We start from the raw sequence: 21913 nt of genomic DNA, 5'->3' as shown, positions 1-21913 counted from the left end.
GCCCTTTAGCGCTTATTTTGTTTGTTGCTTGCTCATCGCGCTCATCATTTGATTGATTTTCTTTTGGGAAGGTTTTTGTCCCATTTGCATCATCATCATTTTTAACATTTGTTCATTAATTGGTGGATTTTTTTCTAAGTAGTTCATCATGTATTTGCGGGCAATGAAAAATCCTAACGCCACGCCTGCTACTAGTGCTACTACGCCCACTAGAATACCTAACCAAATTGGCATATATTTTCCTCCTTCATGTTGTCTACCTTACAGTGTACTAAAACCTTTTCAATAAGACAAGATACAATTCGACATTTTTTACACATATGTTCGTACTTGTTTTAGAGGATTCAGCCATCCATACTTTGTATTTTCATAATCCATAGCTAAAAATGTTAATTCACACTTTCTTAACACCTCAAAGAAAGTCGTTTCCATAGAGACATTTCCAGAGGTATTCATGCGAATATAGTGTGGTTTCACCATTATTTCGCCGTATTCCGCTCCTGTATAAAGTGTATGTGTATGGTGTGTTCGATCATATTTACCAAGAACCCGCAAAGCTTGTTCTAATTTATGATGAATTTTCATTACTTGTAATGGCCTCGTTATATACATCATTTGTTTATATAACACTTTTTTCTCCGAAAGGGAAACAGATTCTGAAAATCGAGAAAATAAATCAAAAAACAAATATTCACGACCAAAGTAAGCTTTCGCAATATCCTCTTGAATTAAATACAATTCATACGTTTTCATCTTTTGCCTCCCAATCTGGACAACCTTTTCCCTTCATTATATAGAAGAAATTTTGCAATGATTGTCTGACTGCGGAGAGATAAAAAACTTTTTCTGTCGAAAAAACTCATTTACATAGAAAAACCTCTCCATGCTGGAGAGATTTTTCTAAAATCATTAAAGCATTTCTTTTAATTTACGAACAACGTTCTCTACAGTAAATCCATACTCTTCCATAATCTTCTCACCAGGAGCAGAAGCACCGAATGTATCGATACCTAACACATCTCCGTCAAGACCTACGTAACGGTGCCATCCGAATGTAGCACCCATTTCGATTGCGAAACGTTTTGTTACTGCTTTTGGTAATACAGATTCTTTGTACTCAGCAGTTTGAGCTTCAAAGCGATCCATAGATGGCATGCTGACAACAGCTGCGTCAACGCCGTCTACTGCTAGAACTTTTTGTGCTTCAATAGCTAGACTTACTTCAGATCCAGTTGCAAGTAAGATTACATCAGCCGTTTCTTTCTTGCTTGCAGAAACTACATATGCACCTTTTGCTACTTTTTCATACGTATCGTCTTTTGCACCTTCTAATGTTGGAAGGTCTTGACGAGTTAATACTAAAGCAGTTGGTTTGTTTGTAGATTCTAGAGCTAGTCTCCAAGCTGCAACAGATTCGTTACCATCAGCTGGACGAATAACAGATACATTTGGCATTGCACGAAGCGCTGCTAATTGCTCGACTGGTTCATGTGTTGGACCGTCTTCACCAACAGCGATACTGTCGTGTGTGAATACATACGTTACTGGCAATTGCATTAATGCTGCAAGACGAATTGCTGGACGTAAGTAATCAGAGAATACGAAGAACGTACCACCGTAAGTTTTTAAACCGCCATGTAGTGCAATACCGTTCATTGCTGCACCCATTGCAAACTCACGTACACCGTACCAAATGTTTTTACCGCTGTAATCATCTCTTGTAAAGTCTTTTTCGTTATTCATGTATGTTTTGTTAGAACCAGCAAGGTCAGCAGATCCACCGAAGAATGATGGTACAGACTCTGCAATTGCATTAATTACAGCACCTGAAGAATTACGAGTTGCTGCTTTTGATCCTAATTCATAAGTTGGTAAGTTTTGCTCCCAACCTTCTGGAAGAAGACCATTCATTGCCGCTTGCAATTCATTTGCTAATTCTGGGTATGCTTGTGCATATTCACCTAGCATCGTGTTCCACGCTGCTTGCGCAGTTTCACCAACATCTTGTACTGTTTTACGGAAGTTGTCATATACTTCTTCTGCTACATGGAAGTCTTGCTCAGCAGTCCAAGCATATGCTTCTTTCGTTAATTTTGTTTCGTCTACACCAAGTGGAGAACCATGTGAAGCTGATTTTCCTGATTTGTTTGGAGAACCGAAACCAATTGTCGTTCTTACTTCAATTAGCGTTGGGCGTTTTTCGTCAGCTTTCGCTTCTTCGATTGCTTTCGCGATAGCTTCAATATCGTTTCCATCCTCAACACGGATTACTTGCCATCCGTATGCTTTGTAACGATCTTCTACACTTTCAGAGAATGAACGATTTAAATCGCCATCTAATGAAATATCGTTTGAATCATAAAGCACAACTAGACGACCTAATTGTAAATGAGCAGCTAATGAAGATGCTTCAGCAGAAACGCCTTCCATTAAATCTCCATCACCACAAATAGCGTATGTATGATGATCTACTACATTATACGCATCACGGTTATATTTAGCCGCTAAATGTCTTTCAGCCATTGCCATACCTACAGCAGTTGCAATACCTTGTCCAAGTGGACCAGTAGTTGCGTCTACACCTGCTGTATGACCGTACTCAGGATGTCCTGGAGTTTTGCTTCCCCATTGACGGAAGTTCTTTAAGTCATCCATTGTTACATCATAACCAGATAGGTGAAGTAGGCTGTATAATAACATTGAACCATGACCTGCAGATAATACGAAACGATCACGGTTAAACCACGTTGGGTTATTTGGATTGTGTTTCATAAATTGAGTCCATAATGTATAAGCCATTGGTGCTGCACCCATTGGCATTCCTGGGTGACCAGAGTTTGCTTTTTCAATCGCATCGATGGATAATGTGCGAATCGTGTTGATAGAAAGTTGTTCGATTGAATGTGACATGCTATTCTTCCCTTCGCTTATATTAGTAAACGTTTTATACATTTATATGATAGCTTCCCACGCAAGATTATACAACATGTATCGACAAATATGTTGATATTTTTTTGGTTTTTCATAAAAAAATCAATGATTTCGGGAATGTATGGGCATTCAATATGACATACTTTTTCATTATTTTTATTTTAAAAAGAAAGGGAATTATCTGTATATTTATTCATCATTTTCAAATTCCATAATGCAAAATATATCCTTCCCCATTTTTCACTCTGCAAAGCAAACGAATAAAAGAATTTAAATTTTGGCATAATTTATCTCGATCAAATACGTATCTTTCATATTGTCCATCAGTATTATTATCATTTTCCCATTGAAACTGCCCTGTCAGTTCGATTGTTTCTGGCGCTAGAGAAAACATGTTAACTAGCGAACAAAATAACTGTTCTGCTATCACTGCCCCTTGCTGTTCTATTTTCGTAATACCATAATAGTGAATTCCAAATCCTTCTGCTCTTTTCGCTGGATAATAGGTCGGAATCCAATGGGTAAAATCTAATAGATATACGATTAGCTCATCACTTAATACAACACACTCATCTATCGTTGCCTCTTCTTTATATAGAAAACAAAGTTCAATCCAATCTATACCTATAAAATCCAACCCTTTTTTTTCATTCGAAACAAATACAAATTCGTGCTGTAAAGCCAAATTATCCCCCCTATTGCTCACATTTATTATTCTTATTATATAAAAAAGCACCTTTTATAGGTGCTTAAAATAAATTATACAATTTTCTTCCGTATCGAACTTGAAATAAAATCAATGATAATTACCATTAAAATAATACCCAATAAAATAATACCCACACGAGACCAATTGCGTGAACTCAGTGCAAAAATTAGAGGCGTACCAATCCCACCTGCTCCAATAACACCTAAAATAGCAGCGGATCGTACATTAATTTCGAACCTGTATAACGTATACGATAGAAAATCCGGTAATACTTGTGGCAATACTGCATACCAAAGTATTTGAAAGCGATTCGCACCTGTAGCTATTAACGCTTCCGTCGGTCCTTTATCTATATTTTCAATTCCTTCTGAATATAATTTCCCTAACATTCCGATAGAGTGTAATCCTAAAGCTAGAACTCCGGCAAAGGAGCCTGGTCCAACAGCTTTTATAAATAAAAGAGCCATAACTAATTCAGGAAATGTACGAACAAAACTAAGTACAAATTTCCCAGTTCCTGACGTTAATTTTCCACTGCTCATATTCGTTGCCGCCCAAAAAGCGAATGGAACAGATAAAAAGGCAGAAATAAATGTACCTAATATCGCAATTGCCAACGTATCAATTAAGCCATGTAATAAATCTTCACCATCTGGCAAAGATACATACGACCAATCTGGATTCAATACACCTGTCATAATTGCTTTTGTAATTTCTCCTGCCGTATCCTTTATTCCCTCTAGCGGGACTCCTGAAAAAGCCCATACATAAACAAATGCAAGTGCTATAACAATAAACCAGCGATACACACTCGGTTTCTTCGGTTTTGGTACAATTATCGTCGTTTTACTCATTATAATTTCTCCCGCAACAATGTACTTACATAATCAATTAACAATACAACAACAAGAGTATAAATAATAATAGATGCAGTTTGTTGATATTGTAAAAATCCAAGTGTACGGTCATAGTACAACCCAATACCACCCGCTCCTACTAAACCTAAAACAGCTGCTGCACGTACGTTCACCTCAAATGTATAAAGAACATAGGAGACAAAATGTGCTTTCACTTGCGGAATTACCCCATACACAATCCATTGCACTTTATTTGCTCCTACTGCTGTCATCGCCTCTAATGGACCTGGATCAATCGATTCCATTGACTCATACAACAATTTCGCCACAAGCCCAATTGAGAAAAAAGTAAGAGCTAAAATACCTGGAAGTGGTCCTATTCCAAAAATAGCTACGAAAATTGCCGCTAATAATAAATCTGGTATCGTTCGGATAAAATTTAAAACCAATCGAGCTGGACCGTACAAAAATGTACTAGTAAACACATTACTTGCCGCAAATAGTGCCAGTGGAATAGCTAAAATCGCTCCTAAAGTCGTCCCAATAATCGCCATACGTATTGTATCTAACATCGCTGTTGTAATAACTTGAAAATAACTCCAATCAGGCGGCAGCATCTCTTTTAACAAATCAATCATATTAGGAAAACCAACTACTAGCTTTGAAAATGATGCGTCGACCTGTACACTACTTCCCCACAACAGTAAAATGACTAGAATAGCCGTTAACATATGTTTCAACTTACTCGGCGGCTTCGGTATCGATTTCGAATATATCGTCGCGTCATTCATTTAACTGCCACCTCTAATAATTCACTTTTCTGCGCTACGTCTCCATAAATTTCAGCAAATTTTTCATCCGTTGCCTCTTCTACTGAACCATCAAAAACAATTTCGCCTGCATGTAATCCAATAATGCGTGTCGCATATTGCCTAGCTAAATCAATAGAATGTAAGTTTACAATTGTTGTAATCCCAAAATCTTCATTAATTTTTTTCAAATCATCTAATACTTGCTTTGTTGTTAGCGGATCTAACGACGCAACAGGTTCATCTGCCAATATGATTTTTGCTTCTTGCGCCAACGCTCTAGCAATCGATACACGTTGCTGTTGTCCTCCTGATAATTCATCAGCTCGCGCATATGCTTTTTCTAAAATATTCACCCTTTTTAACGATTGAAAGGCAAGCTCCAAATCTTCTTTTGGAAATAGACCTAACGTTGTACGAAAAGTCGAATGGTATCCAACACGCCCAGCTAATACATTCTTCAAAACCGTTGATCGTTTTACAAGGTTAAAACTTTGAAAAATCATACCAATATCCCGGCGCATGCGTCGTAATTCTTTTCCTTTCGCAGCAGTAATAGACTCACCTTCAATCAAGATTTCTCCTTCTGTAATCTCATGAAGGCGATTTACCGATCTAAGAAGTGTAGACTTTCCAGCCCCCGACAGCCCTACCATTACAACAAACTCACCTTTTTGAATGTTCAAGTTTATATTATTCAATCCTTTTGTACCATTCGAATACATTTTGGAAACATTTCGAAATTCTATCACACATCTTACCTACCTTCTATGTATTCAAAATGGCAAACTAACTGGAAACATACACCTTCCAGTTAGCTGCCATTTCCATATGTATTATTGCGTTTTTACTTTCTTTCCATATTCACGAACGATATCAAATTTACTATCATCAGATTTAACATATCCTTCATGTGAATATACTTCTTTAATGATTTTGTGACCTTCCTCATTCTTTCCTATTTCAATGAAAGCGTCCTGTAATTTCTTACTCCACTCTGCATCTAAATCAGAACGTACCGAAATCGTATCGTTTGGAATTTTTTCCGTAAATTTCACTATTTTCGTTTGATCGAATATATTCGGATAATCTTTTTTCACAATATTACGAGCATCTTGGAATACAACAGCTGCATCTACATCACCATTTAAAAGCGCAATAAGCGACTGATCGTGACCTTTTAATGTAACAGGTTTCACATCTTTTAACGGATCAACGCCCTCTTTTAATAGTACAGCCGCAGGCCACACATATCCCGCTGATGACGTTACATCTTGATAACCAATTTTTTTACCTTTTAAATCTTTTACACTATTAATATTTGAATCTTTCTTAACTACAAACTCAGATTTATAAAAGTCTACTAAATCCTTTGTAGGAGCTCCCGTTTCATCATCTACTCCAAAACGTTGTGCTTGTAAAATTACGTTTGCAGCCTTTTTCTCATGCGCTAGCACATACGCTGTTGGGGGTAAAAATCCTACATCTACTTGCTTAGATGCCATCGCTTCTACAATTGTATTGTAATTCGTTGAAATACTAACTTTTACTGGAATATTTAACTTATCACTTAATAGCTTTTCCAATGGTTTTGCCTTCGCCTCTAACGTATCTGCATTTTGAGAAGGAACAAATTGAACATTTAAGGTCTTCGGTACATAACCTTTTTTCGTATCTTCAGTTTTACTTGCACTTGATTCTTTCGTTCCACAACCACTTAATAATCCCGCCGCTAGTACAACTGTCGTACTCATTGCAAAAACTTTTTTCAACATATTAATGCCTCCATTTTTGTTGTTATAAAATCGCCTTCCGTAAACATGAAGAAATATATCACACATTTTCACGTATAATTGCTTATTTACAGAATCTTTACACATTCTATACATTCTCATTAAAATTCTCTTCATATATTTGATATGCTTAATTAGTAGATAACAATGGAAAAGGTGAATGATATTGAATCCAAATCAAATTGTAACTTTAAACATTTTATTAACAAGTGATATACATGGCACTGTTTATCCAATTCACTACCAAGATAACTCTCAAGCTGAAATTGGTTTAGCCAAAATTTCTACTCTTATAAAAAAAGAACGTTCCCAAAATAGAAACGTTCTTTTAATTGATAACGGTGACTTCATACAAGGAACACCCTTTACTTATCATTACGCTACATATGAAGAAGATAAGAAAAATCCAATGTCTTTATTAGCGAACTATTTACGTTATGATGCTGCAGTTATTGGGAATCATGAATTTAATTATGGAATGGACATATTAAATAATGCTATTTCTACTGCAAACTTTCCCTATCTATCAGCAAATATTTTAGATAAATACAGAAAAGAACCTTATTTCGGGAAACCATATATAATAAAACATATTGAATCAAATATAAAAATTGCTATTTTAGGGATGACAACGCATTACATTCCCAATTGGGAACAACCCCATCACATTCAAAATTTACAATTTGAAGATGCATTAGAAACAACAAAAAGATGGGTTTCTTACATTCGCGAACACGAGAAACCCGATTTATTAGTCGTAGCCTACCATGGGGGATTTGAACGCGATTTACAAACTGGGTTACCGACTGAAGTTTTAACAGGTGAAAACCAAGGATATGCAATGTGCCATGAAATTGAAGGCATAGACATTTTACTAACAGGCCACCAACACCGGGAAATCGCTCACACCGTAATGAATGGTGTAACAATTTTACAGACTGGATGTAATGGGCAATCAGTTGGAAAAATAACCGTAACCTTCGAAAGAATGGAACAGAAGTGGCTTAAAAAAGAAAGTTATTCAGAGTTGTTGACGGTGCAAGGAATTGAGGCAGATTCAGATGTTCTTTCCTTAGCATCTGATTATGAAGAGAATACACAAAATTGGCTCGATCAACCTATTGGAATAATCTATGGGGACATGCAAATTTCAGATGCTATGCAAACTCGTTTGCAAGATCATCCTTTTATTGAATTCATAAATAAAATACAAATGGATATAGCTAATGTTTCCATTTCTTGTACAAGCTTATTCCATAATACATCTCCAGGTTTCCCTAATCGCGTAACAATGCGTGACATCGTTTCTAATTATATTTATCCAAATACATTAAAAGTAATTAGAATAACTGGAGCGGATATAAAAGATGCCCTTGAACTCTCTGCTTCTTATTTCATATTAAAAGCAGATGGAACTATCATCGTAAACCCTGCCTACATAGAACCAAAGCCGCAACACTATAATTACGATATGTGGGAAGGAATTTCGTACGTATTAAACATTTCCAAACCAATTGGCGAGAGAGCAGAATCCTTACAGTATAAAGGCGCTCCACTTCATATGAACGAAGAATATGACGTCGTTATGAATAATTATCGCGCAAGCGGCGGAGGGAACTTCTTTATGTTTCAAAATAAGCCCGTAATAAAAGACATACCAACAGATATGTCTGAACTTATCGCTAACTATATATTGAAGCACAAAAAGATAGAAGCAACAGTCAATAACAACTGGAAAGTTATTAAATAACGGATATAATAAATAAAAAAGATGGGCTTCGCCCATCTTTTAGTTTAATTTTGCATTATCTTGCTTTTTTAAAGCTTTTAATTTCGCCGGTGTAACATCAGTACCTTCTTCGTTAACAACTTTAATTCCTTTAAGTTCGTTTAACATATTTTGACGAAATCCTTTTAAATATTGTTCACGTAGCGATTGGCGCTCACGTTGTTCTTCTTCAGTTAAACCTTCAGCTTTTGCTTTTTTCGCTAAGAAGTTAATGCGTTCAATGAGTTCGTGACTTTGCATCTCGAATCCCCCTTTTACTCAAAACTGATTATTATCATACAATAGTTAGTCCTCTTTATCAAGCAATTGCTTTGTATATTCTACATATCTTCGATGTACAGTTGCTTTTGAAACATCATGACCAAAACCACGAAGTGTTGCTGCAATTTCTTCAAAAGTTAATTCATTCCGGCGTAAACGTACAATTTCCTCAATTGGCACTTCTTTTTTCTCACGTCCTATACTTAAATGACGATTTTTCAAATTATTCTCTGGACGAAATCCTTTCTCTACCGCTCTTTGCATGCCACGTTTAATTTTTAAATTGTGGATCTTTCTTTGATACTCTTCAACAATCCCAATTATATCTAGCACCATCGAATCAGAGTCAGAGAGTTCTAATTCTCCATTATGCGTATGCGTATATACTTTTATTCCCTCTTTATGTAAACAGTGCATTAATGCAATCTTTGCATTCCCTCTACCAAGGCGCGTTTCATCTTGTATGAGAAGTACATCAACTTGTTCATCGCGAATTGTATCTAGCACTTCTAATATGCCATCACGTTCAATTGTATAACCACTAGCCTGCTCCTCAATCACCTTTACAACATTCATTTGATAGCGCTCAGCTAAATGCAATAATTCATCTTTTTGACGCAATAATGATGTTTCCTGTTCTTCTTTTGTTGTGCTCACACGTGCATAAATAATTGCATTCATTTTGAACCCTTCTTTCTCACTATATTTTCCTTATAGTGTATCATAAATTCGTCTTTCGTTCGAACTTATGTTTGTAGAATGTTTTTTCGCATGTTATACTTATTAATAAGAAAAATGAAAGAAAACGAGGTGTTAGAAAACATGGAAAAGTTAACGAAACGCCAGCAAGACATTCTCGACTTTATTAAGCTAAAAGTACAAGAAAAAGGATATCCACCTTCCGTACGTGAAATCGGTCAAGCAGTCGGCCTCGCTTCTAGTTCTACAGTGCACGGACATTTATCACGACTAGAAGAAAAAGGATATATTCGACGCGATCCAACAAAACCACGAGCAATTGAAATTTTAGGTGACAACCGAATGGATACAGAAACACAATCTGTTATTCAAGTTCCAATTGTCGGAAAAGTTACTGCTGGATTACCGATTACAGCAGTGGAAAGTGTAGAAGATCACTTCCCACTTCCAGCTAGCATTGTTGCTGGAGCAGACCAAGTATTTATGTTACGTATTTCCGGAGATAGTATGATTGAAGCTGGTATTTTCGATGGGGATTTAGTTGTTGTTCGCCAACAGCAGTCTGCATACAACGGTGAAATTGTAGTCGCTTTAACAGAAGATAACGAAGCAACTGTTAAACGTTTCTATAAAGAAAAAGACCATTTCCGTCTACAACCGGAAAACTCTTCATTAGAACCTATCATTTTAAAACAAGTGTCAGTTATTGGAAAAGTAATTGGCGTATATCGTGATTTACATTAAGAATAATAAAAGAAGATAATTACCTTATCTATATACGGTAATTATCTTCTTTTTTTGTATTTTGATAGATTTTCATACATTTTATTTCTTATGAACGAGTTTCAATCGTCACATCGCCAGCAGCTGTTTTACCGCTAATCTTTTTACTACCATTGCCAATTGTTATATTTTTATTTTCTTCATTAAAAATCATCACGTCGCCAGCAGCGCTTTGCCCAGTTATAACTGCATCTTGTGGTTTTTCTAATAAAGTAATATCTACATCCCCAGCAGTTGAACTTGCCTCTACATCATACTTCGGATCATGATCCACAACATATACATCCCCGCTAGCCGTTTTCGCTGTTACTTTCCCTATTACCTTTTTTAAATTCACCTCACCAGCTTTTGTAGAACCCTCCACACTCTTAGCTGTGACATGTTTCAAATCTACTTCTCCAGCGAGTGTCCCAACACTTACACGATCACTTTTCACATCACTTACTTCTATTTGTCCAGTTGATGAATTTATTTTTATCTCTTGGTAAGAACGTTCTGGTACAAATATAGTCAATGTAGACGTTTGAAACTTGAAATTGTAAAAGGAAAAATCAAATGAAGCACCTTTTTCTCTTTCCCCAATAATTTTTAATGTATCACCATCTTCGGCAATACGAATCTCTTGTTTACGTGCATCTCCTGTGTGCTTTACATAAAAAGAAGAGTCGGGAGATTTTTGGACAACAATATCCCCAGCGTCTAACTTAACTTGTATATTTTTTAATGTTTCGTTTTTAATAACGTCTTCTTTGTTTCCTTTTTCTGCAGTTTGCACTGCTTTTTCATATGTTTGTGAAATCCCTATTACTCCAATAATGATACAAGCGATAGCTACTAACAATATTTTCTTCATCATCTACTCCCCTTTTATCATTTTGAAGTTCCATATTACATAACGTACGCATAACTTTTTAAACCACTTCGTACTATAATAAGCGATAATACATAACAACAAACCTACTCCAACAAACGTTATACTAACGAATACATCCAACCATATAAAAGTACCCATAAATACTTTTGCAATAACAAAAAATGGTGTCACTACACTAGCAATCCCACCGACCCAAAAAGAAAATATAAAAGCGATAATTGCAACTAACGGGCCTAACACAATAATGAAATTAAACAAACTAAGTCCAATCGCAGCCATGACAGCCCTTGTTATATTCGAAGTAGATGGGTCCTTTTTCATTTCATCAAAGCGATACAAAGCAAGTAAGTCTTTCGCAATTACTTTCGGAGAACCAAGGCCTTTTATTATTTCCGATTCAGTTTTCCCCTCTTCTTTCCCAAACTGAAAATGCTCTTCATAATCAAATAAAATATCTTTCCCCTCTTCTTCCGGTAACTTTCTAAGATGACTTGATAATTCTTTAAGGAACTGTTCTTTACTCATCCCATTCCACCCCTTCAATAATTTCTTGTACGCCTTTTGCAAAATCACGCCACTCCGTTACTAACAAATTCAGTTGCGTCTCCCCTTGCTCCGTTAGTTGATAATATTTACGAGGTGGCCCCTCTGTAGATTCTTTTAAATACGTTTGAAAATATCCTTCTTTCGTTAAACGACGTAATAAAGGATACACTGACCCTTCCGATATTAAAAATTTATTTGAGATTTGCTGAACAAGTTCATAGCCGTAACAATCTTTACGTTTCACAAGTGCTAAAACACAAAGTTCTAACACGCCTTTTTTAAACTGAACGTTCAAGGTCAATCCCCCTTTCTCATTTCAGTACTATTCAATACACGGTACCTATTATATCCATAATATAACACTTAGTATTATTCATTGCAAGGTACTATATTTTTCAATACTTAATTTTCGAATTAAATACATCCACACCATATTTCAACTTCCACATTTTCATTCATAGCTAGCACGCATTTTAAATAATCCACATGACTTTTTTCGGGCATTTTGCGGGCACCCATCTAATTCATTTCACAAGCCTTTATATTTGCCCACAAATAAAAAAAGCCCTGATACCGTAGTATCAAGGCTTTTTTCTCTCTTAGTATAGAGACATATATTGATCGCGTTCCCATTGGTGAACTTGCGTGCGGAAGATGTCCCACTCAATCTCTTTCGCTTCGATGAAGTGCTCAAGTAAATGCTCTCCTAGTGCACCGCATACTACTTCATTAGATTGTAATGTAACTAATGCTTGCGCTAATGTTGCTGGTAAGTCAACGATGCCAGCTTCTTCGCGCTCTTCTTTCGTCATTACATAGATGTTACGGTCTACTGCAGCTGGTGGAGTTAATCTGTTTTTAATTCCATCAAGACCTGCTGCTAATAATGTAGCCATTACTAAATATGGGTTTGCAGCTGGGTCAACACTACGTACTTCTACGCGTGTACTAATACCACGAGATGCAGGGATACGTACTAATGGGCTACGGTTTTGTGCAGACCATGCTACGTAACAAGGAGCTTCGTATCCAGGTACTAAACGCTTGTAAGAGTTTACAGTTGGATTTGCTACCGCTGTAAATGCTGGTGCGTGTTTTAAAATACCTGCGATGAAGTGACGAGCATCATCACTTAATTGTAATTCACCGTTTTGATCGAAGAATACGTTCTCACCATTTTTGAATAGTGATAAGTTACAGTGCATACCTGAACCGTTCACACCGTATAATGGTTTTGGCATAAATGTTGCGTGTAAACCGTGTTTACGAGCAATTGTTTTTACAACAAGTTTGAATGTTTGAATGTCATCACATGAGCGAATTGCATTTGCATATTTAAAGTCAATTTCGTGTTGCCCTGGAGCAACCTCATGGTGAGACGCTTCAATTTCAAAGCCCATTTCTTCAAGTTCAAGAACGATATCACGACGACAGTTTTCCCCTAGATCCATCGGCGCAAGGTCGAAGTACCCACCGTTATCGTTTAATTCTAATGTTGGATTTCCTTTTTCATCTACTTTAAATAGGAAGAATTCCGGCTCTGGTCCAAGATTGAAATCTGAGAATCCTAATGCTTCCATTTCTTTTAATACACGCTTTAAGTTGTTACGTGGATCACCATCAAATGGAGTGCCATCTGCATTGTAAATATCACAGATTAATCGAGCTACTTTCCCTTTTTCAGCTGTCCAAGGGAAAATTACCCAAGTATCCAAATCCGGATATAAATACATATCCGATTCTTCAATACGTACGAAACCTTCAATAGAAGATCCATCAAACATCATTTTGTTATCAAGAGCTTTTGTTAATTGGCTCACTGGAATTTCTACGTTTTTAATTACTCCTAAAAGGTCCGTAAATTGTAAGCGGATATACTTTACATTCTCTTCTTTCGCCAAACGGAAAATATCTTCTCTTGTGTACCTAGCCATTATAAATTCCTCCTTAGTCCCTCTAAACACCTTCAGAATCAGTTATCTTTAGTGAAAAAACCTTGAAATGTCACCTTGTCGCAATGAAGTCCGATTAAATCTACCTGTATGTTGTAGTTCATCTCGAAGTATTTTGCGAAGCTCAGTTTTTGAAATTTCTTTCGTTTCTTCTTTTACTTTCACTGTTTCTGTTTGATTTACTTTCATTAGTAACACTTGTTTAATACCAGCCATATTCAAGCCTTGATCTAATAAATCTTTAATCTCTAACAACTTATCTACATCGTTAAATGAAAATAATCTACGATTCCCCTTTGTACGGGTTGGAGAAACAAGATTATGCTCTTCATAGTAGCGAATTTGACGTGCAGATAATTGTGTTAAATCCATAACAATACCAATAGGAAACAGCGGGGCAGAACGTCTATCTTCTTTCATTGTTTCAGTTCCTCCTTCGCCTTAACTGCTTCTCATTTTATACCATGTTATGTTTAGTGTCAATAGATGTTAGCTTTTCTTACATGATTTTTTTTATAAATTTTTTCATTCTTTTTTCTAATGAAATTAATCATTACTTTCATTAGAAAAAAGCTGTCGAAATCGACAGCTTCCCCTTAAGAAATTGTTAATAATTCTTTTTCAATTAACGCATCAATTGCAGAACAAATCGCAATCTTCACATGTGAATAAGTTAACCCACCTTGCACGTAAGCAACATAAGGCGGACGAATTGGACCATCAGCTGACAATTCAATACTTGCACCTTGAATAAACGTTCCCGCAGCCATAATTACATCATCTTCATAACCCGGCATATAGTTGGCATATGGAGTGAAGTGAGAATTAATTGGAGATGCATATTGAATCGCTTGGCAGAATGCAATCATACGATCTTTATCATCAAATTGAACAGACTGAATTAAATCTGTTCTTGGTGCATTCCATGCTGGTGATGTATTCATTCCTAACTTCTCTAAAAATGCAGCTGTAAAAATCGCACCTTTTAGTGCTTGTCCCGCTACATGCGGCGCTAAGAAGAAACCTTGATACATTTCTTGCAGACTGTATAAAGATGCCCCTGCTTCCGCACCGATTCCCGGAGATGTTAAACGATATGCACACGCTTCAACATACTGTTCTTTACCAACAATGTAACCACCAGTTTTAACAATTCCACCACCAGGATTTTTAATAAGCGAACCTGCCATTAAATCTGCACCAACATGACATGGCTCTTGCTCTTCAATAAACTCACCATAACAGTTATCTACAAACACAACAACATCAGGTTTAATTTCTTTAACGAATGCTATCATCTCTTTAATTTGAGAAATAGTAAACGATGGACGAGTAGCATAACCTTTTGAGCGCTGAATCCCAATCATCTTCGTATTACTATGAATTGCAGTCGCAACAGCTCCAAAATCAACAAGCCCCTCTTCAGTAAGCGGAACTGCATTATAACCAATATTATATTCTTTAAATGAACCTACACCTTTTCCGCGTACACCAACGATTTCTTCTAACGTATCATACGGTTTGCCAGTGATGTACAATAACTCATCTCCCGGACGTAAAACACCGAATAACGCTGTAGAAATAGCATGAGTACCTGAAATAATTTGCGGACGAACAAGACCAGCTTCCGCTCCAAATACATCCGCATACACTTTTTCTAACGTATCACGGCCAATATCATCATAACCGTAACCTGTCGTCGGAATAAAATGCGAATCACTAATTTTATGTTTACGGAAACTTTCTAACACTCGAAACTGATTGCTTTCAATTACTTCATCCGCGCGTTTATGTACTTCTGTAATCTGGCTCTCTACTTCTTTTACGATTGGAGCAATTTTTTCTCCATTTTTCAAACGATCAAACATTTTTATTTTCTCCTTCTTCCACTAAAAATCTCTTTAATTGCACATTAAGCGATGAATGAGCAAAAATATACCCCACGCAATCATATACAAATTTATCTTCCAGAAACTCCATCTTTGTTAATAGCGTCTCCGTCTTTAATAGCGTTAACAACTTACCTTCACTCGGTGGAATTTCCACTTGATAACGATTCATTTCTTCCTTCATTTTCGTTTCTATCGCTTCTTTTATATGCAATAAATCACTTTGTTCAAAGGCACTAGTCATTAAGAAGTCACTTTTCGGAAACGGAATAAAGTTTTGATGTAATTCATCTTTTTTATTATATAACGTAATAATAGGAATATGATTAATTTCAAGTTCTGACAATAATTGTTTTACTGTTTTCTCATGCCCTACATAATTAGGATCCGCTGAATCAACTACATGTAAAATAACATCCGCTTCACCAGCTTCTTCTAATGTCGAACGAAAAGCAGCAATTAATGACGTAGGTAAATCTTGTATAAAGCCCACCGTATCAGTCAGTAATACTGTATAACCTGAAGGTAACGGCATCTTCCTTGTCGTCGGGTCTAGCGTTGCAAACAACAAGTTTTCTTCAAACGTATCTACTTCCGTCAATCTATTAAACAGTGTAGATTTTCCCGCATTCGTATACCCTATTAATGAAACTTGAAATACTTTATTATCTTTTCTTCTCTCACGATATCTTTTTCGATGCTCCACAACAACTGCAAGTTGTTTCTTTATTTCATCAACGCGTGATCGAATATGACGACGATCCGTCTCAAGTTTCGTCTCACCCGGCCCTCTCGTTCCAATACCACCACCAAGACGTGATAAAGACAATCCTTGCCCCATAAGACGTGGCATTGTATATTGCAACTGAGCTAATTCTACTTGAAGCTTACCTTCCCTCGACTTCGCACGTTGCGCAAAAATATCTAATATTAGTTGCGTTCGATCAATTACCCTCGCATCTAATACCGAGGATAAATTCCGAATTTGACTCGGCGTTAATTCGTTATTAAATACGATAACATCCGGTTCTAATTCTTCCGTTAACATTGTAAGCTCTTCTAATTTACCTTTACCTATATAAGTCGCCGGATGAAACTTCGGTCGTTTTTGCGTTGTAGACACTAACAATTCTGCTCGTGCAGTCTTCGCTAGCGATGCAAGCTCTTTCATGGAATGCATAAACTTTTCATCATCATCTTGTGGCAATTGACAGCCTACTAATATGACTTTTTCTTTTTCTTCCATCAAATATGTTCACTCATCCTTTTCGAAATTTAAACCTTCTAATATAATAGCAGAGGAAGCACATTTCATCTAGTTAGCGGGGGAGAAAATTCATGGCATGGGAGATTTTTAGCATCATAGGCACAATCGCTTTCGCACTAAGCGGAGCCATTGTTGCAATGGAAGAGGATTATGATATTTTCGGGGTGTATATTTTAGGAATGGCAACCGCATTTGGGGGAGGTGCCCTTCGTAATTTATTAATCGGTTATCCGATTGTCGCGTTTTGGCAACAAGACATGTTATTCCAAATCGCACTACTATCAATGACGATTATTTTTCTTTTTCCTAATAAATTAATTAGACATTGGAAAAAGTGGGAAAATATCACTGATGCTATCGGCTTATCAGCATTCGCCGTACAAGGAGCATTATATGCTCAAAAATTAAATTTACCAATTAGCGCTACAATCGTAGCAGCTGTTTTAACTGGTATTGGCGGTGGTATCATCCGCGATCTTTTAGCCCGCAGAAAACCTCTCGTCCTTCGAGCTGAAGTATATGCCTTTTGGACGATTCTAGCAGGTTTCTTAATCGGCGCTCAAATTATTGTTAGCGATTGGGCTCTATATACCTTATTCATTTTAATTGTTTGCTTCCGCATGGTTTCTATTCATTACAAATGGCATTTACCGCATAGACGTATCGATACAAAAGAACGTTCAATGCATAAATAGCAATCTAACCTCTTTACATATCGTAAAGAGGTTTTTCTTTTCTAATGAGTTTTTCTTTACATAATGTTTATACTAATCCTCAAAGCGAGGTGAATACAAATGACAAACCATGTTAATAAAGGCGCTCAAAAAAGCTCAGTAGGTCAAATTGGACACGATCCTAATTCTGCACACGAAAAAAGCGCTAAAATGGAACACTTCCATAAATCTTATCAAGGAAAAGCAAAAAAAGAGTAAAAGCACTTATACAAAAAACAGACGCACAGTTTACGTACTGTGCGTCTCCTCTTCAAGCATCAAATCACAACTTGATATCCCAATTAAATCATATTTATCATACGTATCCTCTTGCAACAACCGCATAGCCTGTGTACGAATCGATTTTTCAACAATATTCCGTACATATCGTCCATTACTAAACGATGTAATTTGCGACGAGTACTTTACAGCATGTAAATGATCTCTAAATTTCCATTCAGCCTCTTTCGATAACTGGTATTCACGCTCTTCATACATCCTCTTCCCAATTTCCAACAGTTGATTTACTGAGTAATCAGAAAATTCAATTATAAATGGAAAACGTGATTGTAGTCCTGGATTTAATGAAAGAAAATGATTCATCTCTCTTGAATATCCAGCTAAAATCAATACAAAACCGTGTTGTTTATCTTCCATATGTTTTACAAGCGTATCAATTGCTTCTTTCCCAAAATCTTTTTCTCCCCCTCGAGCCAATGAATACGCCTCATCTATAAACAAAATACCTCCCATTGCTTTTTTTATTAAATCTCTTGTTTTTTGAGCTGTATGTCCGATGTACTCTCCTACAAGATCTGCACGTTCAGCTTCAACTAAGTGCCCTTTTGATAAAATATTCATCTCAAACAACAATTTCCCTATCATTCTAGCAACAGTTGTCTTCCCTGTACCTGGATTCCCTTTAAACAACATATGGAGTACTTGCTTCTCAGATTTCAACCCTATTTCTTGTCTTTTTTTATTCACATAAATCCAAGCATATATTTCTTTTATTATCTTTTTTATATCATCCATCCCAACAAGCTTCCCCATCTCTTCTTCAATTCTTTGCAGCATCTCATGTTTCGTAGTAGTTTCATTTGAAATTACTGTTTTATTTTCTGCGGCTGGTAAAGAAATTTTCTTTCGATGATTTAACACAATGTTAATTTGATTATTATTTTTCTTTCGCATCGATTGTTCCATACAATCACCTCATTTTATCCACTCACCAAATATTATTATTCCTGTCTCCCTTGCAAATGACTATTTTCAGAAAAGTTTGCTATAATATAAGAAATAATGAAGGTGGTGGGACTATGGAGACATCGGAATTCCATGATACAATACAAGCCTTTTCTATTTTTTTATTGAATAAAGGCCGAAAAGCTTCAACCATTAAACGTTATGTTTATGACATTGAAGATTTCGGACATTGGTTAGAAAAAAACAAAAAGCTCCCTTCCAGTAATATATGGGCTACACTTTGTACAAAAGACTACGAAGATTACTTTTCCGACCTAAAAAAGAATCGACATTACTCAGAGAAAACGATGCACCGTGTATTTATTGTATTAAATAGAATGCATCATTTTCTAAATATCCCTAACCCATTAAAGAACATGGAAATTTCTATTCAACCAGACCGCACACTTCGTAACGAAGATTTCATTTCATCTGATGAAGAAAAAAGATTAAAACATATAATCACTTCATTAGAAGGACTTTCAGAAAAACAACGTCCTGTGCGCCCTTTATTAATGGATCGTAATGTTGCTATTTTAAACTTATTAATCGACTATGGATTATCCTTACAGGAACTTACAGCGTTAACTATGCATCACGTTCACTTTGAAACTAACACATTTTCTATCCCAGCAACCGCAGGGGTAGAAAGAACAATTACATTAACTAACGAAGACAAAAAACAACTATATACTTATTACAAAAGCATCCCTGAACCCGTTCGTCCAAAATACCATAGTCATGACCCATTATTTATCGCATTTGATTTTAATCGCGGAACATACAGATGGGTATACGAAAATGATGCACCGAAGGGATTAACAGAAATCGCTATCCAAAAAATGATTCGCCTTGAAGTATCTAGAGCTAATTTACGCAAAGGAATCTCAGGACAACACTTTCGTAACACCTATATTTTAAACTTAATAAAAAAAGAAACTCCGGAGTCAGAAATTATAAAACTAGCTGGATTCAAATCAAAAGTTTCACTAAAACGATATTATCAATACGCAGAAAATAGAAAAAACGCCTTATCATAAGGCGTTTTTTCTATTTTTTCTTTAAACAAACGATTTTACTATGACCATTTAACTAATTTTTGCATCTACTATGATGAGTTTCATTCACATTCTCATTAGAAAGGAGAGATTTAATGTCTCGTTATGACGACAGTCAAAACAAATTCTCCAAACCATGCTTTCCAAGTAGCGCTGGACGAATCCCAAATACCCCATCGATCCCAATTACTAAAGCACAACTTAGAACATTTCGCGCAATCATTATCGATTTAACAAAAATAATCCCAAAACTTTTTGCAAATCCATCTCCCAAAAATATTGAAGATCTAATTGATACATTGAACCTACTAAGTAAATTTATTTGTTCACTAGAAGCTACTTCCTCCCTGAAAGCGCAAGGATTAGCTATTATTAAAAACTTAATAACTATATTAAAAAATCCAACTTTCGTAGCAAGTGCTGTATTTGTTGAACTCCAAATTTTAATTAATTATTTACTTTACATCACAAAGTTATTCCGAATCGATCATTGTACACTCCAAGAACTCCTTAAATTAATTGCAGAGTTACAAACTACTCTAGTTAATTCAGCTTCGTTCGGCAGAGGTCCTACCGGGCCTACTGGACCTCGAGGTAACACAGGCGCTACCGGTGCTACTGGGCCTCAAGGTAACACGGGCTCTACTGGTGCCACTGGACCTCAGGGTAACACTGGCGCTACCGGTGCTACTGGGCCTCAAGGTAACACGGGCTCTACTGGTGCCACTGGACCTCAAGGTAACACGGGCTCTACTGGTGCCACTGGACCTCAGGGTGTTCAAGGGAACACTGGCGCTACTGGTGCTACTGGACCTCAAGGTAATACAGGTGCTACTGGTGCCACTGGACCTCAAGGTAATACAGGTGCTACTGGTGCCACTGGACCTCAGGGCGTTCAAGGGAACACTGGCGCTACTGGACCTCAGGGTGTTCAAGGGAACACTGGCGCTACTGGTGCTACCGGACCTCAAGGTAATACAGGTGCTACTGGTGCCACTGGACCTCAGGGCGTTCAAGGGAACACTGGCGCTACTGGTGCTACCGGACCTCAAGGTAATACAGGTGCTACTGGTGCCACTGGACCTCAGGGCGTTCAAGGGAACACTGGCGCTACTGGACCTCAAGGTAATACAGGTGCTACTGGCGCTACTGGATCTCAGGGCGTTCAAGGGAACACTGGCGCTACCGGACCTCAAGGTAATACAGGTGCTACTGGCGCTACTGGACCTCAGGGCGTTCAAGGGAACACGGGTGCTACTGGTGCCACTGGACCTCAAGGTAATACAGGTGCTACTGGTGCCACTGGACCTCAGGGTGTTCAAGGGAACACGGGTGCTACCGGACCTCAAGGTAATACAGGTGCTACTGGTGCCACTGGACCTCAGGGTGTTCAAGGGAACACGGGTGCTACCGGACCTCAAGGTAATACAGGTGCTACTGGTGCCACTGGACCTCAGGGCGTTCAAGGGAACACTGGCGCTACCGGACCTCAAGGTAACACAGGTGCTACTGGTGCCACTGGACCTCAGGGCGTTCAAGGGAACACTGGCGCTACCGGACCTCAAGGTAATACAGGTGCTACTGGCGCTACTGGACCTCAGGGTGTTCAAGGGAACACTGGCGCTACTGGTGCTACTGGACCTCAGGGCGTTCAAGGGAACACTGGCGCTACTGGACCTCAGGGTGTTCAAGGGAACACTGGCGCTACTGGTGCTACTGGACCTCAGGGCGTTCAAGG

At 37.3% G+C, this 21913-nt stretch carries 24 protein-coding genes; 6 read left to right on the top strand and 18 right to left on the bottom strand.

All coding sequences use genetic code 11. The annotated features are described in order from the left end of the window. Positions 1-12: 12 nt before the first annotated feature. From FS802_RS24585 to FS802_RS24550, 8 genes are all read right to left on the bottom strand, one after another. Entirely contained in the window at positions 13-234 is a 222-nt protein-coding gene (locus tag FS802_RS24585) for a YneF family protein (protein ID WP_001123316.1), read from the bottom strand. Between the two features lie 78 nt (positions 235-312). Continuing rightward, positions 313-753, bottom strand: coding sequence for a sporulation inhibitor of replication protein SirA (gene sirA, locus FS802_RS24580; RefSeq protein ID WP_000860651.1), 441 nt, complete (start codon positions 751-753; stop codon positions 313-315). A gap of 156 nt (positions 754-909) precedes the next feature. Then, positions 910-2910 (bottom strand): transketolase, encoded by a 2001-nt coding sequence (gene tkt / locus FS802_RS24575; protein ID WP_144525538.1) that lies wholly within the window; start codon positions 2908-2910, stop codon positions 910-912. A 223-nt stretch (positions 2911-3133) separates the two neighbouring features. Further along, positions 3134-3616 (bottom strand): coproporphyrinogen III oxidase, encoded by a 483-nt coding sequence (locus FS802_RS24570; RefSeq protein WP_098720835.1) that lies wholly within the window; start codon positions 3614-3616, stop codon positions 3134-3136. Between the two features lie 74 nt (positions 3617-3690). Next, positions 3691-4494, bottom strand: coding sequence for a phosphonate ABC transporter, permease protein PhnE (gene phnE, locus FS802_RS24565; RefSeq protein WP_144525536.1), 804 nt, complete (start codon positions 4492-4494; stop codon positions 3691-3693). After that, positions 4494-5288: a phosphonate ABC transporter, permease protein PhnE gene (phnE, locus tag FS802_RS24560; protein WP_144525534.1), complete on the bottom strand. Its 795-nt coding sequence runs from the start codon at positions 5286-5288 to the stop codon at positions 4494-4496. The genes phnE (FS802_RS24565) and phnE (FS802_RS24560) overlap by 1 nt, the downstream gene beginning before the upstream one ends. Next, positions 5285-6058, bottom strand: coding sequence for a phosphonate ABC transporter ATP-binding protein (phnC, locus tag FS802_RS24555; protein ID WP_070169034.1), 774 nt, complete (start codon positions 6056-6058; stop codon positions 5285-5287). Before phnC ends, phnE (FS802_RS24560) begins: the two co-directional genes overlap by 4 nt. A gap of 84 nt (positions 6059-6142) precedes the next feature. Next, positions 6143-7081 carry a phosphate/phosphite/phosphonate ABC transporter substrate-binding protein gene (locus tag FS802_RS24550; RefSeq protein WP_076539480.1) on the bottom strand — a complete coding sequence of 313 codons (939 nt, stop codon included), beginning with the start codon at positions 7079-7081 and terminating at the stop codon, positions 6143-6145. A gap of 184 nt (positions 7082-7265) precedes the next feature. On the opposite strand from FS802_RS24550, the gene FS802_RS24545 reads away from it, so the two are divergent. Further along, a complete protein-coding gene (locus tag FS802_RS24545; RefSeq protein ID WP_098720834.1) occupies positions 7266-8849 on the top strand; it encodes a bifunctional metallophosphatase/5'-nucleotidase in 1584 nt (527 codons plus the stop codon). A gap of 39 nt (positions 8850-8888) precedes the next feature. Here FS802_RS24545 and FS802_RS24540 read toward each other — a convergent pair whose 3' ends face one another. After that, entirely contained in the window at positions 8889-9128 is a 240-nt protein-coding gene (locus tag FS802_RS24540) for a DUF896 domain-containing protein (RefSeq protein WP_001190582.1), read from the bottom strand. Positions 9129-9173: 45 nt separating this feature from the next. Continuing rightward, positions 9174-9830, bottom strand: coding sequence for a YneB family resolvase-like protein (locus tag FS802_RS24535; RefSeq protein ID WP_046956545.1), 657 nt, complete (start codon positions 9828-9830; stop codon positions 9174-9176). 141 nt (positions 9831-9971) lie between these two features. Here FS802_RS24535 and lexA point away from each other — a divergent pair, with 141 nt between their 5' ends. After that, positions 9972-10592, top strand: a complete 621-nt coding sequence (gene lexA, locus FS802_RS24530) for a transcriptional repressor LexA (protein WP_000413737.1) — start codon at positions 9972-9974, stop codon at positions 10590-10592. A gap of 88 nt (positions 10593-10680) precedes the next feature. Here lexA and FS802_RS24525 read toward each other — a convergent pair whose 3' ends face one another. From FS802_RS24525 to hflX, 7 genes are all read right to left on the bottom strand, one after another. Then, complete coding sequence (locus tag FS802_RS24525) at positions 10681-11487, bottom strand: DUF4097 family beta strand repeat-containing protein (protein WP_000976124.1); 807 nt, start codon at positions 11485-11487, stop codon at positions 10681-10683. After that, positions 11488-12030, bottom strand: coding sequence for a DUF1700 domain-containing protein (locus FS802_RS24520; RefSeq protein ID WP_000032403.1), 543 nt, complete (start codon positions 12028-12030; stop codon positions 11488-11490). After that, complete coding sequence (locus tag FS802_RS24515; protein ID WP_001102620.1) at positions 12023-12346, bottom strand: PadR family transcriptional regulator; 324 nt, start codon at positions 12344-12346, stop codon at positions 12023-12025. The genes FS802_RS24520 and FS802_RS24515 overlap by 8 nt, the downstream gene beginning before the upstream one ends. A 304-nt stretch (positions 12347-12650) precedes the next feature. Next, positions 12651-13985 (bottom strand): type I glutamate--ammonia ligase, encoded by a 1335-nt coding sequence (gene glnA, locus FS802_RS24510; protein WP_098720833.1) that lies wholly within the window; start codon positions 13983-13985, stop codon positions 12651-12653. A 48-nt stretch (positions 13986-14033) separates the two neighbouring features. Beyond that, complete coding sequence (glnR, locus tag FS802_RS24505) at positions 14034-14423, bottom strand: transcriptional repressor GlnR (RefSeq protein WP_000656785.1); 390 nt, start codon at positions 14421-14423, stop codon at positions 14034-14036. 176 nt (positions 14424-14599) lie between these two features. Next, entirely contained in the window at positions 14600-15871 is a 1272-nt protein-coding gene (locus FS802_RS24500; RefSeq protein ID WP_000460307.1) for a methionine gamma-lyase family protein, read from the bottom strand. Then, complete coding sequence (hflX, locus tag FS802_RS24495) at positions 15864-17138, bottom strand: GTPase HflX (protein WP_142336948.1); 1275 nt, start codon at positions 17136-17138, stop codon at positions 15864-15866. The genes FS802_RS24500 and hflX overlap by 8 nt, the downstream gene beginning before the upstream one ends. Positions 17139-17230: 92 nt before the next feature. On the opposite strand from hflX, the gene FS802_RS24490 reads away from it, so the two are divergent. Together FS802_RS24490 and FS802_RS31260 are read left to right on the top strand one after the other, a co-directional pair. After that, positions 17231-17854 carry a trimeric intracellular cation channel family protein gene (locus FS802_RS24490; protein WP_000312270.1) on the top strand — a complete coding sequence of 208 codons (624 nt, stop codon included), beginning with the start codon at positions 17231-17233 and terminating at the stop codon, positions 17852-17854. A 99-nt stretch (positions 17855-17953) separates the two neighbouring features. Beyond that, positions 17954-18091 carry a hypothetical protein gene (locus tag FS802_RS31260; protein WP_000181494.1) on the top strand — a complete coding sequence of 46 codons (138 nt, stop codon included), beginning with the start codon at positions 17954-17956 and terminating at the stop codon, positions 18089-18091. A 30-nt stretch (positions 18092-18121) separates the two neighbouring features. Here FS802_RS31260 and spoVK read toward each other — a convergent pair whose 3' ends face one another. Further along, entirely contained in the window at positions 18122-19078 is a 957-nt protein-coding gene (gene spoVK, locus FS802_RS24485; protein WP_000438183.1) for a stage V sporulation protein K, read from the bottom strand. 113 nt (positions 19079-19191) lie between these two features. Between spoVK and FS802_RS24480 the strand changes: the two genes are divergently transcribed. Both FS802_RS24480 and FS802_RS24475 read left to right on the top strand, forming a co-directional pair. Beyond that, positions 19192-20157: a tyrosine-type recombinase/integrase gene (locus FS802_RS24480; protein WP_000450155.1), complete on the top strand. Its 966-nt coding sequence runs from the start codon at positions 19192-19194 to the stop codon at positions 20155-20157. A gap of 113 nt (positions 20158-20270) precedes the next feature. Beyond that, positions 20271-21913 (top strand): collagen-like repeat preface domain-containing protein (locus tag FS802_RS24475; protein ID WP_144525532.1); only part of this gene is annotated, 1643 nt, incomplete at its 3' end.

The sequence above is a fragment of the Bacillus sp. DE0042 genome (assembly GCF_007680225.1).
GTDB classification, from domain to species: Bacteria; Bacillota; Bacilli; order Bacillales; family Bacillaceae_G; genus Bacillus_A; species Bacillus_A wiedmannii.
This window is presented reverse-complemented; position numbering and strand designations above follow the sequence as displayed.

Bases quoted from the DNA above. Each gene is read 5' to 3' on its own strand.
- FS802_RS24585 (WP_001123316.1), bottom strand. From the start codon at position 234: ATGCCAATTTGGTTAGGTATTCTAGTGGGCGTAGTAGCACTAGTAGCA.
- sirA (WP_000860651.1), bottom strand. From the start codon at position 753: ATGAAAACGTATGAATTGTATTTAATTCAAGAGGATATTGCGAAAGCT.
- tkt (WP_144525538.1), bottom strand. From the start codon at position 2,910: ATGTCACATTCAATCGAACAACTTTCTATCAACACGATTCGCACATTA.
- phnE (WP_144525536.1), bottom strand. From the start codon at position 4,494: ATGAGTAAAACGACGATAATTGTACCAAAACCGAAGAAACCGAGTGTG.
- phnE (WP_144525534.1), bottom strand. From the start codon at position 5,288: ATGAATGACGCGACGATATATTCGAAATCGATACCGAAGCCGCCGAGT.
- FS802_RS24550 (WP_076539480.1), bottom strand. From the start codon at position 7,081: ATGTTGAAAAAAGTTTTTGCAATGAGTACGACAGTTGTACTAGCGGCG.
- FS802_RS24540 (WP_001190582.1), bottom strand. From the start codon at position 9,128: ATGCAAAGTCACGAACTCATTGAACGCATTAACTTCTTAGCGAAAAAA.
- FS802_RS24535 (WP_046956545.1), bottom strand. From the start codon at position 9,830: ATGAATGCAATTATTTATGCACGTGTGAGCACAACAAAAGAAGAACAG.
- lexA (WP_000413737.1), top strand. From the start codon at position 9,972: ATGGAAAAGTTAACGAAACGCCAGCAAGACATTCTCGACTTTATTAAG.
- FS802_RS24525 (WP_000976124.1), bottom strand. From the start codon at position 11,487: ATGATGAAGAAAATATTGTTAGTAGCTATCGCTTGTATCATTATTGGA.
- FS802_RS24520 (WP_000032403.1), bottom strand. From the start codon at position 12,030: ATGAGTAAAGAACAGTTCCTTAAAGAATTATCAAGTCATCTTAGAAAG.
- glnA (WP_098720833.1), bottom strand. From the start codon at position 13,985: ATGGCTAGGTACACAAGAGAAGATATTTTCCGTTTGGCGAAAGAAGAG.
- glnR (WP_000656785.1), bottom strand. From the start codon at position 14,423: ATGAAAGAAGATAGACGTTCTGCCCCGCTGTTTCCTATTGGTATTGTT.
- FS802_RS24500 (WP_000460307.1), bottom strand. From the start codon at position 15,871: ATGTTTGATCGTTTGAAAAATGGAGAAAAAATTGCTCCAATCGTAAAA.
- hflX (WP_142336948.1), bottom strand. From the start codon at position 17,138: ATGGAAGAAAAAGAAAAAGTCATATTAGTAGGCTGTCAATTGCCACAA.
- FS802_RS24490 (WP_000312270.1), top strand. From the start codon at position 17,231: ATGGCATGGGAGATTTTTAGCATCATAGGCACAATCGCTTTCGCACTA.
- FS802_RS31260 (WP_000181494.1), top strand. From the start codon at position 17,954: ATGACAAACCATGTTAATAAAGGCGCTCAAAAAAGCTCAGTAGGTCAA.
- spoVK (WP_000438183.1), bottom strand. From the start codon at position 19,078: ATGGAACAATCGATGCGAAAGAAAAATAATAATCAAATTAACATTGTG.
- FS802_RS24480 (WP_000450155.1), top strand. From the start codon at position 19,192: ATGGAGACATCGGAATTCCATGATACAATACAAGCCTTTTCTATTTTT.